The sequence below is a fragment of the Thalassovita sp. ABM4_323 genome (genome assembly GCF_056158665.1).
Genome location: NZ_JBSWTS010000007.1, coordinates 3,002,604 through 3,016,884, shown reverse-complemented (window position 1 = coordinate 3,016,884; position 14,281 = coordinate 3,002,604). Strand labels below are relative to the sequence as shown.

At 56.9% G+C, this 14,281-nt stretch carries 14 protein-coding genes and 2 pseudogenes; 5 read left to right on the top strand and 11 right to left on the bottom strand.

The genetic code is table 11. The features are described from left to right. Nucleotides 1-38: 38 nt before the first annotated feature. The gene (locus ACXADQ_RS17360) at nucleotides 39-875 is read right to left on the bottom strand and encodes a cyclase family protein (RefSeq protein ID WP_475323911.1); all 837 of its coding nucleotides are present in this window, start codon (nucleotides 873-875) and stop codon (nucleotides 39-41) included. A gap of 216 nt (nucleotides 876-1,091) precedes the next feature. Between ACXADQ_RS17360 and ACXADQ_RS17355 the strand changes: the two genes are divergently transcribed. Next, a complete protein-coding gene (locus ACXADQ_RS17355; RefSeq protein WP_475323907.1) occupies nucleotides 1,092-1,847 on the top strand; it encodes an IclR family transcriptional regulator in 756 nt (251 codons plus the stop codon). 301 nt (nucleotides 1,848-2,148) lie between these two features. On the opposite strand, the gene ACXADQ_RS17350 is transcribed toward ACXADQ_RS17355, so the two are convergent. From ACXADQ_RS17350 to ACXADQ_RS17320, 7 genes are all read right to left on the bottom strand, one after another. Next, nucleotides 2,149-2,805: an ABC transporter permease gene (locus ACXADQ_RS17350; protein WP_475326101.1), complete on the bottom strand. Its 657-nt coding sequence runs from the start codon at nucleotides 2,803-2,805 to the stop codon at nucleotides 2,149-2,151. Between the two features lie 83 nt (nucleotides 2,806-2,888). Beyond that, nucleotides 2,889-3,608, bottom strand: coding sequence for an ABC transporter permease (locus tag ACXADQ_RS17345; protein WP_475323903.1), 720 nt, complete (start codon nucleotides 3,606-3,608; stop codon nucleotides 2,889-2,891). Nucleotides 3,609-3,676: 68 nt separating this feature from the next. Next, nucleotides 3,677-4,411, bottom strand: a complete 735-nt coding sequence (locus ACXADQ_RS17340; protein WP_475323899.1) for a transporter substrate-binding domain-containing protein — start codon at nucleotides 4,409-4,411, stop codon at nucleotides 3,677-3,679. Nucleotides 4,412-4,434: 23 nt separating this feature from the next. After that, complete coding sequence (locus tag ACXADQ_RS17335) at nucleotides 4,435-5,214, bottom strand: ABC transporter ATP-binding protein (RefSeq protein ID WP_475323895.1); 780 nt, start codon at nucleotides 5,212-5,214, stop codon at nucleotides 4,435-4,437. Beyond that, nucleotides 5,204-5,986, bottom strand: coding sequence for an aldolase/citrate lyase family protein (locus ACXADQ_RS17330; protein ID WP_475323891.1), 783 nt, complete (start codon nucleotides 5,984-5,986; stop codon nucleotides 5,204-5,206). The genes ACXADQ_RS17335 and ACXADQ_RS17330 overlap by 11 nt, the downstream gene beginning before the upstream one ends. Before the next feature lie 4 nt (nucleotides 5,987-5,990). Continuing rightward, on the bottom strand, nucleotides 5,991-6,806 hold the full coding sequence (hpaH, locus tag ACXADQ_RS17325) for a 2-oxo-hept-4-ene-1,7-dioate hydratase (RefSeq protein ID WP_475323887.1): 816 nt from the start codon (nucleotides 6,804-6,806) through the stop codon (nucleotides 5,991-5,993). Nucleotides 6,807-6,836: 30 nt separating this feature from the next. Continuing rightward, nucleotides 6,837-8,279, bottom strand: a complete 1,443-nt coding sequence (locus ACXADQ_RS17320) for an aldehyde dehydrogenase family protein (RefSeq protein ID WP_475323885.1) — start codon at nucleotides 8,277-8,279, stop codon at nucleotides 6,837-6,839. Nucleotides 8,280-8,501: 222 nt separating this feature from the next. Here ACXADQ_RS17320 and ACXADQ_RS17315 point away from each other — a divergent pair, with 222 nt between their 5' ends. Together ACXADQ_RS17315 and ACXADQ_RS17310 are read left to right on the top strand one after the other, a co-directional pair. Further along, entirely contained in the window at nucleotides 8,502-9,698 is a 1,197-nt protein-coding gene (locus ACXADQ_RS17315; protein ID WP_475323882.1) for a pyridoxal-phosphate-dependent aminotransferase family protein, read from the top strand. A gap of 30 nt (nucleotides 9,699-9,728) precedes the next feature. Beyond that, nucleotides 9,729-10,844, top strand: a complete 1,116-nt coding sequence (locus tag ACXADQ_RS17310) for a class II histone deacetylase (protein WP_475323880.1) — start codon at nucleotides 9,729-9,731, stop codon at nucleotides 10,842-10,844. Here the strand turns inward: ACXADQ_RS17310 and ACXADQ_RS17305 are convergent, their stop codons facing one another. Together ACXADQ_RS17305 and ACXADQ_RS17300 are read right to left on the bottom strand one after the other, a co-directional pair. Further along, on the bottom strand, nucleotides 10,845-11,561 hold the full coding sequence (locus ACXADQ_RS17305) for a LysR substrate-binding domain-containing protein (RefSeq protein ID WP_475326100.1): 717 nt from the start codon (nucleotides 11,559-11,561) through the stop codon (nucleotides 10,845-10,847). A 69-nt stretch (nucleotides 11,562-11,630) separates the two neighbouring features. Further along, nucleotides 11,631-11,813: pseudogene (locus tag ACXADQ_RS17300) on the bottom strand (LysR family transcriptional regulator); the annotation flags it as partial. 105 nt (nucleotides 11,814-11,918) lie between these two features. On the opposite strand from ACXADQ_RS17300, the gene ACXADQ_RS17295 reads away from it, so the two are divergent. Together ACXADQ_RS17295 and ACXADQ_RS17290 are read left to right on the top strand one after the other, a co-directional pair. Continuing rightward, nucleotides 11,919-12,404, top strand: coding sequence for a GNAT family N-acetyltransferase (locus tag ACXADQ_RS17295; RefSeq protein ID WP_475323878.1), 486 nt, complete (start codon nucleotides 11,919-11,921; stop codon nucleotides 12,402-12,404). 123 nt (nucleotides 12,405-12,527) lie between these two features. Next, nucleotides 12,528-13,040: pseudogene (locus tag ACXADQ_RS17290) on the top strand (hypothetical protein); the annotation flags it as partial. Between the two features lie 614 nt (nucleotides 13,041-13,654). On the opposite strand, the gene ACXADQ_RS17285 reads toward ACXADQ_RS17290, so the two are convergent. Next, on the bottom strand, nucleotides 13,655-14,281 hold the full coding sequence (locus tag ACXADQ_RS17285) for a site-specific integrase (protein WP_475323874.1): 627 nt from the start codon (nucleotides 14,279-14,281) through the stop codon (nucleotides 13,655-13,657).

The window sequence follows — 14,281 nt, the reverse complement described above, 5'->3', positions numbered from 1 at the left end:
TGCAGTCACAGGCACCGGACAAGCGCCCGGCGACCCAATCAGAATGTCTCGCCAGCCTCGATCCGGTAGTTCTGATCCTTGTCCATCATGGCCACCAAACGGATGATGCAACCGTCACCGCGGTCCCAGTTCCATGGGAAGAAGGCAAAGGTGCAGCGCTTGCCGGTCACGGCGTCCAGATCACCGCCAACGTTCTCGATCCCCAGGATGCCGTTTTTGAAGAGAATGTTATGCACCGGTTCCCATTCCGGGAAGGCTTCGTCCCACGGAATGCCGCCCGACCATTCCAGGTATTCTTCGGCCAGATGCGGCAAGAGCGGACCATTGCGCTGCGGGCCGATGGCAGTGGCCAGCGGGTGGTCATTTGCCTGGGTGTCGTGACCGACAACTTTCACGCCTTTTTCGACCATCCATTCACCGGCCGATTTCACGAAACCAGGGCAATAGGCAAAATAGTCGCCGTCCTCGTACTGCTTGTGCCAGCCGGTGTTGATGATCAGCACGTCTCCAGGACGGATTGCGTGTCCGCACGCGGCCTCCAGATCGTCATAGGTGATCGGTTCCCACTTCTTTTTTGGCATGGAGACGACTATGCCGGTTCCAAAGAAATGCGGCAGCGGCACCTCGTCGATAAACGGTGTACCTTGAACCACATGTGCCGGGGCGTCGATATGCGTGGTGGCGTGCATCGTCGTGGTGATGCGTTGGCTAAGCACCCCGGACTTGGCCATATAGTGGATACGTTCAATCTTGGTGTCCTCGAAATAGGGCCAGTTTGGGTTCTGGAATCCAAAGCGATGGCTGAGGTTGTAAAACTCCAGCCCCATGTCGTTGTCTGTGTTGCCTTGGAACTCAATTCCGCGAATTTCGACCATCAAGCAAACCTCCTCTATGCGCCGGAAACCCGGCGGTTTTTGCAGTCAAATTGTCAGGGTGGCTCCTCCCACCTGTCCCGCATGATGATGCATACGCACCGCTATGCGGTCAACAATATTGTCACGATGCGGTTGACATGTATCGTATTGCGGGACACTAATGATTGCAGGAAATAAGAACTGATTGGTCGTGTGTGACAGCAGGAAAACAAATAAATGATTGATAAAGTAGAAAAAAGTGAGAAAAGCGGCATTCAGGTTATCTCGAGGGCAGCCTCCATTCTTCGCGTTTTGAAGGAAACGCAATCAGGGCTGAGTCTTGGGAGAATCGCCGAGCGGGTCGGTCTGCCCCGTTCTACGGTACAGAGAATCACCAGCGCCTTGTCGACTGAAGGCTTCGTCATCACGGACGCAAATGGCAGCGGCCTGCGTCTTGGGCCCGAGTTGAACGCGCTGGTCGGCGCCGCCCAATACAACATCGTCGAACACTGCCGCCTGCTGCTCAACGAGCTCACCCAGAAAACCGGCGAGACCACGGACCTGGCGGTCATGCGCGGTATCGGCATGGTGTTTCTGGATCAGGTACCCGGCACACACCGGCTCACAACCGTGTCCAAGGTGGGTGAGGTCTTTCCGCTGACCACCACTGCAAATGGCAAGGCTTGCCTTGCGCAGCTTCCCGAAGACGAGGCCATCAAGCTGATCACGAACGAGTGGACACGCAATGGTGTGCAGACGGATGTGACGGTCTTGATGCGTGAACTTGCAGAAGTTCGCGCCAAGGGGCTTGCCTATGATCTTGATGAGCATTCCAGTGGAGTCTCGGCCATTGGTTTTGCCTTCACAGATTGGAGTGGCGAGCTGCATGCCATTTCTGTCCCCGTTCCATCGTCGCGGTTTGAAAGCCAGAGAAACGTTATTGAGAAGGCCTTGTTGGAAACCTCCGCGAACATTCAGCGGACGTTCGATTAGCGAAAACCCCCAACATAGCCGTCATTCATTAGCAAGTGCAGCATTAGTCAAATTGGGCTCGTTGCAGTCATCGGATGCAACGCAGCATCTTGGCTCTGAGACACTTTGGCATCCGTCACTCACGGCCCAAAGTCGCCGTTTGCAGGTGATCTCCTGAATGACGGCTTTGGGGAATAGTGCCGTCAATTTCGTGTCCGACCAACAAGTGCCAACCGTGGGAATGTACTTTCGTTACCGGATAACCTCATCGGTCTTCGGCCCCTTACCTCGCAATAACTTCGGCTTTAGTTGCATACTCTGCTCAGCGTCGACCACCACGTGAAAAACGTTTCTCGACCATCGAAATCAACAGCGTGATGATACCTGCGAGGATAAGATAGTAGACCGCCGCGTAGAAGTAGGTCATCAGGTCAAAGTTGCGGGAAAAGACTGTGCGGGTCTGACCCATCAGGTCCAATACAGTGATCGTCGAGATCAGGGCGCTGCCTTTCATCATGAGGATCACCTCGTTGCCATAGGCAGGCCAAGCTGTCCTGATTGCTTGCGGAAGCATGATCCGGCGCATGGCCTTGAACCAACTCATACCAATGGCCATCGCCGCCTGCATCTGACCGTGATCGACATTGGCGAGGCCGCCGCGCAGGATCTCGCAGACATAGGCGCTGGTGTTGAGGGTCAAAACCAAAAGGCCGACCCACCAGGCCTCCCGAAAAAATGGCCAGAGAATGCCGAGGTTGTCCGCGCCAAGACTGCCGATGCCGAAATAGACAATCCACAGTTGGACCAGAAGCGGCGTGCCGCGAAACACATAGACGAAGACGTTCGCGGGGAAACTTAGAACCCCTCGGCCACTCAGGCGCGCCAGGACCATCAGGACCGCCAGCACAAAGCCCATGGAGACTGACAGAACCAGAAGTTCGACGGTCACGAACAGCCCATCCGTTAGGCGGGGGCACATTGTGTTGAACAGATCCGGCGAGATCGGGGCAAGAGCCGCACAAACGGCATCGGACGCAGCGAATTTCAGATCTTCATACATCGTCAGGCCCCTGCCACACCGCGTCGAGCGCGCTTTTCAATTTTTATCCTGATCACATCAGACGCCGAGGTCATTGCCAGATAAATGGCTCCGGCGGTGAAGAAGAACAGAAGCTGCGCCTGCTCGGTTTCACCGGCCAGCTTAGCGGTGCGCAAAAGCTCGTTCAAAGCGATGACGGCGGCCAGAGAGGTGTCCTTGAGGACCACCATCCAAAGGTTGCCAAGCCCCGGGATGGCGAAGCGCCAAAGTTGGGGAAACCGCACGCGGACGAAGACTTGCCATGGACGCATTCCAATGGCTTGAGCCGCTTCGATCTGACCCGGAGGAACCGCCAGATACGCGCCCCGGAAAATTTCGCAGGCATAAGCTGCGAAAATGAGGGACAAACCAGCCGCTGCTGCGGCGAATTTGGGTACCTCGATCTGCACATCGAACCCCAATGTCGCGGCCATGCCGTTCAACAGGCTTTCGGACCCGAAGAAGACCAGAAGAATAATCAGGAACTCGGGCACACCCCGGATGAAGAGCGTGTAAACCTCGGCCAGAACCCGCAGTATGTGCGATCTGGATAGTTTTGCCCCCGCAAGGGCAAACCCCGCCACAAGCGCAAGGGCCAGCGACACGACCGCAAGCTGAAATGTCGTCAGGGCAGCGAACAGGAGGTCGTCACCCCATCCTGTCGCGCCAAAGCCCAGCAGGCTTGTGCTTGCACCACCATCCATCGCGGTATCCTCCCGTTGCTCAATTGAAAAGCTGCCCTAAGACATCGGTCCTTCGGGCGGCTCTCACCTTAGTAAATGTCGGCGCCGAAATAGGATGCGCTGATCGCCTGGTAGGTTCCATCGGCCCGAATTGCGTCCAATGCGGTGTTGAAGGCGTCTTTCAAATCACCTTCGCCTTGGCGCAGGCCGATGCCAATCACGTCGCCGATGTCGATCTTTTCAACGGCAAATCCAAAGCCTTCGTTCTGTTTGACCCATTCGGCCGCAACGAGATAGTCGACGATGACCGCTTCCACGCGCCCGGCTTGCAGGTCCGAGAACGCCGCCGGGTTAGAATCATACAGGTTGATGTCGCCGCGGCGGCCATAATTGTCCTCAGCCCATTGCGAGCTGATGGTGGACCGCTGCGCCGCCATGGCGTGATCGCCAAGCGTATCGACGGTGATCGCGGCACCGTCCTTGGCGACGATGCTCAGGTAGTTGCTGTAATAGGGATTGGTGAAATCAATCGCCTGCTTGCGTTCGTCGGTGATCGACATCGAGGCGACGATGGCGTCGTATTTGTTGTTCACCAGGCCTGGGATGATGCCATCCCAATCCTGCGCGACAATTTCGCATTCGCGCGCCATCTTGGCACACAGGGCCTCGGCAATCTCGACATCGAAGCCGACAAGCTTGCCATCCGCCGTCACGTTGTTGAACGGAGGGAAAGCCCCCTCGGTCGCGATGCGTAGCTTGTCCTCGGCCGAGGCGGTCGAAGCAGTCACAAGTGTCAGGATCGCAGCCATTACAGTGCGTTTCATGGTATTTCTCCCATTTGGTGTGTTTAGAGAACCAGTCTTAGGAACCCTTGGCATTCCGCAGATTGCGGATTTTCGAAAACCTGTTCGGGTGGGCCTTCCTCCGAGATCAGCCCCTGATGAAGAAAGATCACTTTGTCCGAGACTTCACGGGCAAAGCCCATTTCGTGGGTCACCACGACCATGCTGCGCCCTTCGGACGCCAGGTCGCGCATGACGCTCAGAACTTCGCCCACCATTTCCGGGTCCAGCGCCGATGTGGGTTCATCGAACAACAGCACCTTGGGGTCCATCGCCAGGGTGCGCGCGATGGCGACGCGTTGCTGCTGGCCGCCTGAAAGCTGGCTGGGGTAGTTGTCTTTCTTGTCGGCGATCCCAACACGATCGAGGAAGTGTTCCGCCTTGGCGACCGCTTCATCACGGGACATGCCCAGCACCTGAATCGGCCCTTCGATCACGTTTTGCAGCACGGTCATATGCGCCCACAGATTGAACTGCTGAAACACCATGCCCAGACGCGAGCGGATTTCGCACAGCTTGCGCTGGTCGGTCACCTTGCGCGGCCCCTTGTTGGGATCGGACAGCGGCAGCCGTTCACCGTCGATAAAAATGTCACCTTGATTTGGCGTTTCAAGCAGGTTGATGCAGCGCAGGATCGTCGACTTTCCTGACCCCGAGGCACCCAACAATGACAGCACTTTGTGCTCATCGATGGAAAAGCTGACGCCCTTGATGACTTCAAGGTTTCCATAGGATTTGTGCAGGTCTTCGACATGCAGATAGTCGTGTTTATCGTCAAAGGGCATCGACTGCGCTCCTTGCATCTTTTACCAGCTGTCGCAGACCATTGGCGAGCGTCAGCACGTCGATGCCGGTGGCCACAAAGGTTGCGCGGTGCGCCAGGCATTCTGCGATGAATTTCGGGGCCAGAGTCAGGATGCCAGCCGCCTTGCCACCCGCCACGATCCGGTCGATGGCGTTCAGAACGATCTCTTTGACTTCCGGGGCGTCTGCGGAGGGGGCGTAACCCAGATCGACCGACAGATCGGCGGGGCCAATAAAGACGCCATCGACGCCCTCGACCTTCAGGATGTCATCCAGCGCGTCCAGACCGGCTTTGCTTTCAACTTGCAGCAATAGGCAGATTTCCTGGTCTGCCGTGGCCAAGTAATCCGGGATCGCAGCGAATTGGGAAGCGCGCGCCAAGGCGTAACCCACGCCCCGCATCCCGTTTGGCGGATACCGCACCGCGCGAACCAATTCCCTGGCCTGATCGGCGCTTTCAACCATCGGGATTAGCAGGGTTTGCGCTCCAAGATCCAGCATCTGTTTGATCAGCACAGGATCACCATTGGGCAAACGCACCGCCACGTGGCTGTCGCTGGCCTGCAAAACCGCGACTTGTTCCGAGATCGCACGCAGATCATTGGGCGCATGTTCGCCGTCGATCAAAAGCCAATCGAACCCGGCAGTCCCTGCTATTTCGGCGGCATAGGCATGGGCCAATCCGACCCAGCACCCCATCTGAGGTTTGCCCATCTGAAGGGCGCGTTTGAACGTGTTTACTGGAGCAGGCATATCGTTACCCCTCATGCCCAATCGAGCAGGACACCTGCCCAAGTGCGCCAAAATCACATTGAATTGTATCCCCTGGAGCGCCTGCAACCGGTCGGGTGAAACTACCGCCAAGAACGAACTCGCCTGCCTTCAAGCCTTCCCCGACCTTGGCAAGTTCGCGCGCCAGCCAGACAAGACCGTTTGCCGGATGCCCCAGAACACCAGCGGACACACCGGTCTCTTCGATCTTGCCGTTTTTATAGAGGATACCGGGCACGTGGCGCAGGTCGATGTCGTCGGGACGTACGGGTTTGCCGCCCCAGATAATCCCCGCGTTGGCGGCATTGTCGGCAATCGAGTCCTTCACGTTGAGCGGCGTATTCGATTCCGGGTCAATTAAGGCGCTTCGGCAGTCGATCAACTCAATCGCTGGGATCACCCAATCGGTGGCGTTCAAGACATCGAAAATTGTCAGATCAGGCCCCGCCAATGGCGCTTTGAGTTTGAAGCCCAGCTCAACCTCGAAACGCGGCATGATAAATCGGTCCGGGGCTATCACCGCGCCGTCGTCAATCACCATCGCGTCGGTCAGCACACCATAGTCGGGTGTGTCAATGCCCACAGCCAGCTGCATGGCCCGGCTGGTCAGTCCGATCTTGTGACCAACCACCTTTTCACCCTTGGCAAGACGCAACTCCACCCAGGCGGATTGCACGCGATAGGCGTCCTGCATCGAAAATTCGGGGTAAAGGCAGGATGGCGCACGTGTCACGACGCGGCTTGTTTCCGCCTCGTCATAGGCGGCAGCCAATTCGTTGATCTGCTGTTCCGTCAGGGGCATGTCATTGTCCTTTGCAGATGTGGCTCGCGATCATTGTTCCGGGAACCATCCGCCGACGGCTTTGACCTCAAGATACTCTTCCAGCCCCCATGTGCCGCCTTCACGTCCAGTGCCCGATTGCTTGAACCCGCCAAAGGGCGCACCTGCCGAGCGGAAATTGCCGTTCATCTCGACCATGCCCGATTGCAGCGCGCGGGCCATACGGTTGGCGCGAACAGGGTCGGTGGTCTGGACATAGTTGGTCAGGCCATAGGGCGTGTCATTGGCGATGGCGAGGGCCTCTTCTTCGGTGTCGAAGGGCATGATGCACAGCACCGGTCCAAAGATTTCCTGCCGCATGACATTCATGTCGTTGTTGCAATCGGCAAAGACAGTCGGGCGGACAAAATAACCGCGGTTCAACCCCTCGGGGCGACCGACGCCACCAGCGACCAGCTTGGCCCCTTCCTTGACGCCGACCTCGATCATGGATTGCACCTTGTCGAACTGGGTCTGGTTGATCATCGGGCCAATGTGTTCTCCGGTTTTCGAGGCAATATCGACGGCCTGAGCGTTCGCCGTCTCGACCGCTTCGGCCACGGCCAGGTCATAGCGGGACCGTTCGACCAGCATCCGGGTCGGGGCGTTGCAGGATTGGCCGGTGTTGTTGAAACAATGGGTGGCGCCGCGCTGGACCGCCTGAGCATCTGCATCCGCAAAAATGATGTTGGCGCCTTTGCCACCCAGCTCCAGCGACACGCGCTTGACCGTATCGGCGGCGTTTTTCGAAATGGCGACGCCTGCGCGTGTCGACCCGGTGAATGAAACGAAATCTACATCCTTGTGGCCCGAAAGCTGCGTGCCGACCCCCAGACCGTCACCGTTTACCATGTTGAACACACCCGCCGGAACACCCGCTTCGTGCAGGATTTCAGTGAACAAAATCGACGACATTGGTGCCTCTTCCGAGGGCTTCAGAATCATGGTGCATCCAGCCGCCAGAGCCGGAATGACTTTGAGCGTCACCTGATTCATCGGCCAGTTCCAGGGCGTGATCAGGGCGCAAACGCCAATGGGATCGTGAAGGATACGGTCATTCGGCGCATCGGCGCGCAGCGGCTCTTCGAACTCGAACCTTTCCAGGGTGTCGATGAAGGCCTGTATATGCATCGTCCCGATCCCGGTCTGGATGCCCTTGGCCAGATCCATGGGCGCACCCATTTCCCGGCTCATCGCCTCGCCCATCTCGTCGGCGCGGCGTTCATAGATCTCCAAAACCCGCCGCAACAAGGCAAGACGCTCGGCTTTCGAGGTCGTGCGCCATTTCGGCAGTGCGGCCTTGGCTGCTGCTACGGCGGCGTCGGTGTCAGTCTGCCCGCCAAGAGAGATCACAGCGTAGGCTTCTTCGTGGGAGGGGTCGATCACCTGATGGTCGGCAGCCTTATGCGGCGCAACCCATGCGCCATCGATGTAGAAGTTTCTTGCGTCTTGCATGTCGTCACCCTGTTGCAGTGAGAGTAAAGCAATCACGAATCACCATTCCCATAAAATGTTTTATTTGATCTTATTTCTACATTTTGTAGATATGTGGCTGTAAGCACATCTGATGGGCAATCATTATCACTTTTTATATTTTATGAGCTTTCCTTCCTGTGATTAGCACTGGAGAGCCTCCGAGTGAGGTATCGAGTTCAATAATCTGCGAGAAAGCCGAACATGTCGTTGAACAAAGGCCGTCCCATCCTTGCAATTCCTGGTCCGTCTGTTCTGCCTGACCGGGTCATGGCAGCCATGAACCGTCAGTCGGTCAGCATCTACAGTGGTGAGTTGGTCGACATGACCGATGGGTTGCTGACTGACCTGAAGAAAGTCGCAGGCACCGATGGGTTTGCTGCGATCTATCTGGCCAACGGACACGGCGCTTGGGAGGCGGCACTGCGCAACACCTTGAACTCTGGCGATCAGATTGCGGTGCTCAGCAACGGGTTCTTCTCGCACCGCTGGGGTGAGGTTGCACAGACATTGGGCGTAGAAGTGCAATACCTTGATTATGGGATGGCCGAGCACGCAGATCCGGCGAAGTTGGAAGCTCTGTTGCGCAACGACACCGACGGGCGCATCAAGGCCGTGCTGGCGGTGCAAACCGAAACCTCATCCTCTGTGTGCAACGACATTCCGGCGCTGCGCGCGGCAATTACGGCGGCGGGGCATGGCGCATTGTTCATGGTCGATTGTATTGCGGCGCTGGGATGTGACCGGTTTGAAATGGATGAATGGGGCGTCGATGTCATGGTCTCGGCCGGGCAAAAGGGCATTATGAACCCGATTGGCCTGTCCTTTGTCTTTTTCAATGACAAGGCAGACGCAGCGCGCGCCAACACCACGCCGGGGCAGTACCTGGATTGGACCGAGCGCGCCAAATCGAAGTCCTTCTATCCCCGCTGGTCGGGTAGCCCGCCGGCTCATCACATGTTCGCCCTGCGCGAAACGCTGGACATGATGCTGTACGAAGAAGGGATGGAGGCCGTCTGGGCGCGCCACGCGACCATTTCTAAAGCTGTCGCCGCCGCCGTCGAGGCTTGGGGGGCGACCGGCACCATGACGCTGAACATCTCGGATCCGGCCTATCGGGCGTCTGGCGTGACGACAATCAACACCGTGCCAGGGGTTGCGATGAAGATTTGCAGCTGGTGCGAAGAAAACGCTGGCGTCACCTTGGGCAACTCGCTTGGCTTCCCCGAAGTCGAGCTGGAGGATCATTTCCGCATCGGCCACATGGGGCACCTCAACATTCACATGGTGATGGGTGTTCTGGGCGCCGTTGAAACGGCAATGCACGCCCAGAACATCCCGCATGGGGCCGGTGCCCTATCAGCGGCTGCGCGGATTCTGGCCGCGCATCCCAATACATAATCCGCCAACACAAAACCCGAGGGACAAGATATGAGCGACAAGACAGCATTTGTGTGGGATGAGAAGTGTTTCTGGCATTTCGGCGGAAACTACGCACTGCTTGCCCCGGTCGGTGGGCTGGTTCAGCCGATGGTTGCGGGCGGGTTGCCAGAAGCCCCGGAAACCAAGCGGCGATTGAAGAACCTAATGGATGTGACGGGCCTGTCCGATGAGTTGGATCTGATGAGCGGTCCAGCGGCCTCAATGGAAGACCTCGCCCGCGTGCATCCCCAGAGCTATCTGGACCAGTTTAAAAGCATGTCCGACAGCGGCGGTGGCGAACTCGGCCTGCGCACACCCTTTGGTCCCGGAGCATTTGAGATCGCGGCTCTGTCTGCCGGGCTCGTGACAACTGCCATCGTAAAGGTAATGACTGGCCAGGCACGAAACGCCTACGCACTTTCGCGCCCGCCAGGGCACCACTGTCTGCCGGACTGGCCAAACGGGTTCTGCCTTCTGGCCAATATCGCCATCGCTATCGAGGCCGCGCAGGCCAAGGGTTTGGGGAAGAAATTCGCTGTTTTGGACTGGGACGTGCACCACGGCAATGGCACCGAGGCCATTTATCTTGAGCGCGATGACGTTCTGACCATCTCGATCCATCAGGACCGATGCTATCCTCATGACACTGGCACCACCGATGTGGTTGGCACCGGCGCGGGGGCAGGCTTAAACATGAATATCCCTCTGCCGCCGGGCTGTGGCCACAAGGCATATCTGGACGTGATGGAGCGTCTGGTCATCCCGAAACTAAAGGAATTCGACGCCGATCTGATCATCGTGGCCTGCGGGTTTGACGCCTCGGGATTTGACCCACTGGCGCGAATGATGTGCTCGCCCGAAACCTATCGCGAGATGACCCGGATGTTGCTGGAGATCAGCAATGGCAAGCTGGTCGCAGCCCATGAAGGGGGTTATTCTGAACTCTATGTGCCCTTCTGCGCCCACTCGATGCTTGAGGAGATGTCTGGCTCGGATATCCGGGCTGAAGATCCGCTCAAAGCCCGGATTGATGGTCAGCAACCGGATGCATTCGCTGATGAATTCCACAGCTCCGTTGTGTCGCGTATTCGCGACGAACTACGGCATCATGGTGTTCTGAGCTGATCAGATGGGTGGGGGCGGATAGATCAGATCTTCCGCGTGTTCACCGTGAACAACCGCGAAGTTCTGCGGACCAAGCTCAACAATGTATCGATGTAGCACGTTAATGAATGCCTTGACGCCAGCAGGCTTTTGGTCCCCATAAGGGTCTGCAACGAACAAGGTTGGCTGGCGCAGCTTCTCTTTGATCGGCACCCGGGCAAGATTTGGACTGTCCGGAATAGTTTCCGGGGTTGGCCGGGTGTTCAGGATCGAAACACCCAGTCCGTTGGATACCGCCGAGCGCACTGTTTCATAGGACCGCGTGCGCAAACCGATTTTGGGTCGGCTTGAGATACTGTCGAATATTCCGAGCAGATAGACACGCGTTTCGGGCAAATCGAGCAGGATCAACGGATGTTCGACCAATGTCTTCAGAGACACCACCTCCAGGTCGGCGATCGCATCTTGCCGGTTGACCAGGGCGTGCGTTGGAAACTTGCAGATGGGTGTGATATTGGAACCGAATTCCTGGCCGATGTCATACGTCACGATCAGATCTACCTCGCCCGCTGCCAACCAGGCACGCAGCTCGGTCTGGTCCCCTTCGAGCAAGGTGATCTCGCAATCCCCATGGGCGTCAATGAAACGGCGAACGACAGGCGGAATCAGAAACGCGCCAAAGGGCACGAAACAGCCAATGCGCAATGATGTTCCTGATGTTTCCGAGAAATTTTCCAACGCCCGCGAGAATTCCTCTCCTGAGGCCAGGAACCGATTGGCCGAGATCAGAAAGGTCCGCCCAGCCGGCGTAAGCGCGATGCCATGCCCTTTGCGGCGCGTGAACAACTGGGTGCCCGTGACATTCTCAGCCGCATCAATCGCAGCAAGCACAGAGGACTGTGAAATCGCCAGAACCTTGCATGCCGCAGCAATACTGTCCTGTCTGGCGACCTCTCTAAGATATTGAACTTGTCGGTAAGTTAGGCGCATACATGCATTTACATTGAATGAATATATGACGTCAAAGTTTATATTTTATAGACTGATCAACTTGTGCGTAGAGTCTCTCTGAAACATTCGATCCCGGAGAAAAAAATGATCAGCCTGCGCGATGCAACCCATGAAGACATTCCAACTATTGTCACCCTGAATGAAGAAGTCGTCGCTGTCACAAGCCCAATGGATGCAGGGAGGTTCAAGGAGCTTTGGGAGTTGAGCTCCCACTGCATCGTTGCCGAAAAGGACGGCGCTGTCATTGGCTTCGTGCTGGCGATGCAGAAGGGCGCGGCCTATGAGAACGGTAACTACAATTGGTTCTCGGATCGCTTGAGCAACTTTGTCTATATCGACCGGATTGTTGTGTCCAAAGCCGGGCAGGGGCACGGGTTGGGCGGCAAACTGTACCACCACGTGGCTGAAGCCGCCAAGAAAGATGGCTGCTTGGTCATGTCGGCCGAAATTGACTTGGTGCCTCCAAACGAGCAATCTCTAAAATTTCATGAAAAGGATGGATTCGTTAAACTCGGCGCCCGAGGATTGGAAAGCGGCAAGCTCGTTTCCATGCAGATTAAGGGCTTGTGAAGCAGAAACTGCCCTGCGACGTTTCCGGGGGACACTGGAGAGGAAAATGCCCATATGCGACTTTCAGAAGTTGAATCAGAGGCTTGGTAAGCCCTTGTAAGGGCGTCGGATGACCCTCAATCTGGCTATCGCTACCTGAAACTGTGTTCGGTTGATGCTGAACACAGACCTCAAGCGCGAACCGTCGTGTTGCGCCGTGTGGTGCCAAATCGGCGAGAGTTGGAGTTTCACACCGGCACGCGCAGCGCCAAATGGGTGGAGCTTTCTGAGAACCCGCAAGCAACCGCCCTTGGCTATTGCTCAACGACGCGCACTCAACATCGTTTGATTGGGAATGTGGAATTGTTTCCCTCTGAAACACCGCAGGCGTTGGCCGCTTGGGATGCACTGCCACCCTGGACGAGAACCACTTATGCAGGAGGCCCTCCAGGCGATGAACGGGCATTTTCTAACAAGGAAACGGAGCCCTCTTCTCCGGTTGCTGAAGCTGGCTGTGGAAAGCGTGTCTTCGGCGTCGTCGTCTTTCGGGCGGAAATGCTGGATTGGTTCCGTCTCGAGCGCCAGAACAACACACGAACTCAGTTTCGATATGATCAGACCGGGGCACAGGTCGGTGAGCTTTGGAGCAATCCGTGATCATGAGCGGAACAGAGCTCAGCAAACGTGCTCGTCCCTTTCTCCGCTCAATAGACAAATTCGGCGTTGGCCGAAGCGATAACAACCATGATTGATCTATTACCGATCTAATCACTCAAACGGACATTCTGGCGGTCTGCAGCGAAAGTCCGGTTTCCGCCCTTCCTGGCGCAGTTACTTCATACATCCTGCATAAGCCCCGCCGCTGTACTTCGGCCAATCCACCGCCTTGCCGGCCCGAACCAATTCACAGGCCAGATCCGCACCTCCGGGAAGACGGCAACGCGCGACCAGGAGCCCGTAGCGTCCCACATCCACCACATCGCAGACAAGCGGCTGTCCATCGACCAGCTAGACCAGAGCCTCATTCGACGCTGGTCCGCCTTCGGCCTTCAATTCGGGCGCGTCGATTCCCCATAGGCGAACCCGCAGATCCCCGCCGCGAAGGGTGTCGCCGTCGGTAACGGTGACGGCCGCCAGAATGAGAACTGCGCTGATCATTGGGGATTGGTATCAGCTAAGGGTTTCCCGGTCGTTTCGGTCTCGGTTCAAGTTTTACGAAGTGCGCGGCAGATCAGTTCGCCTTTGGTCCTTCTTTTTCAGCCCTGCAACGGTTAAGTCAATCGCTCTAGCCATTCCCAGTTTTCGTACTTGTCGCCCGTCTGTTTGATGTGGGTGTATCGCTGCAGTGAAGACCAAGAACGATGGCCGGACACAGCTGCAACCTGCGGGATCAAGAGCCCTGTTTCGAAGAGGCGCGAGACGCCTTCATGGCGCAGGTCATGAAAGCGTAGATCCTTGATCTCTAAGAATTTGCAGGCCCTAGTGAATGCGGCGCTGACCGTGTCGCTATGGTAGGGAAACACACTGTCTTTTATTCGCGGCATTGCCAAGGCGATGTTCAGCGCGGGTTCAGGCAAGTCGCACCACACATCATTGCCGATCTTGTCGCCTGGATGTTTCATGTCAGTGACAAGTAGGCGGCTGTGATCGGTGTCTAGGCCCTTCCAAGTGATCCGGGCTATTTCTTCCTGACGACGCGTCGAGAACAGGGCGAAGCCCATCACCCGGTGCATTGGCACCGAACTCGGCCGATGGCGGTGCTTTTGTTCGAAGAGAGTTAGTAGCGCGTCTAGTTCCTTCAGCGTGGGCCTGCGGTCGCGGCTGCGGCCTTTCCCGGTGATACCCAGGCGACTGCAGACCACAAATGCATCTTTCATCGCTTGCTGATCTAATTCCAT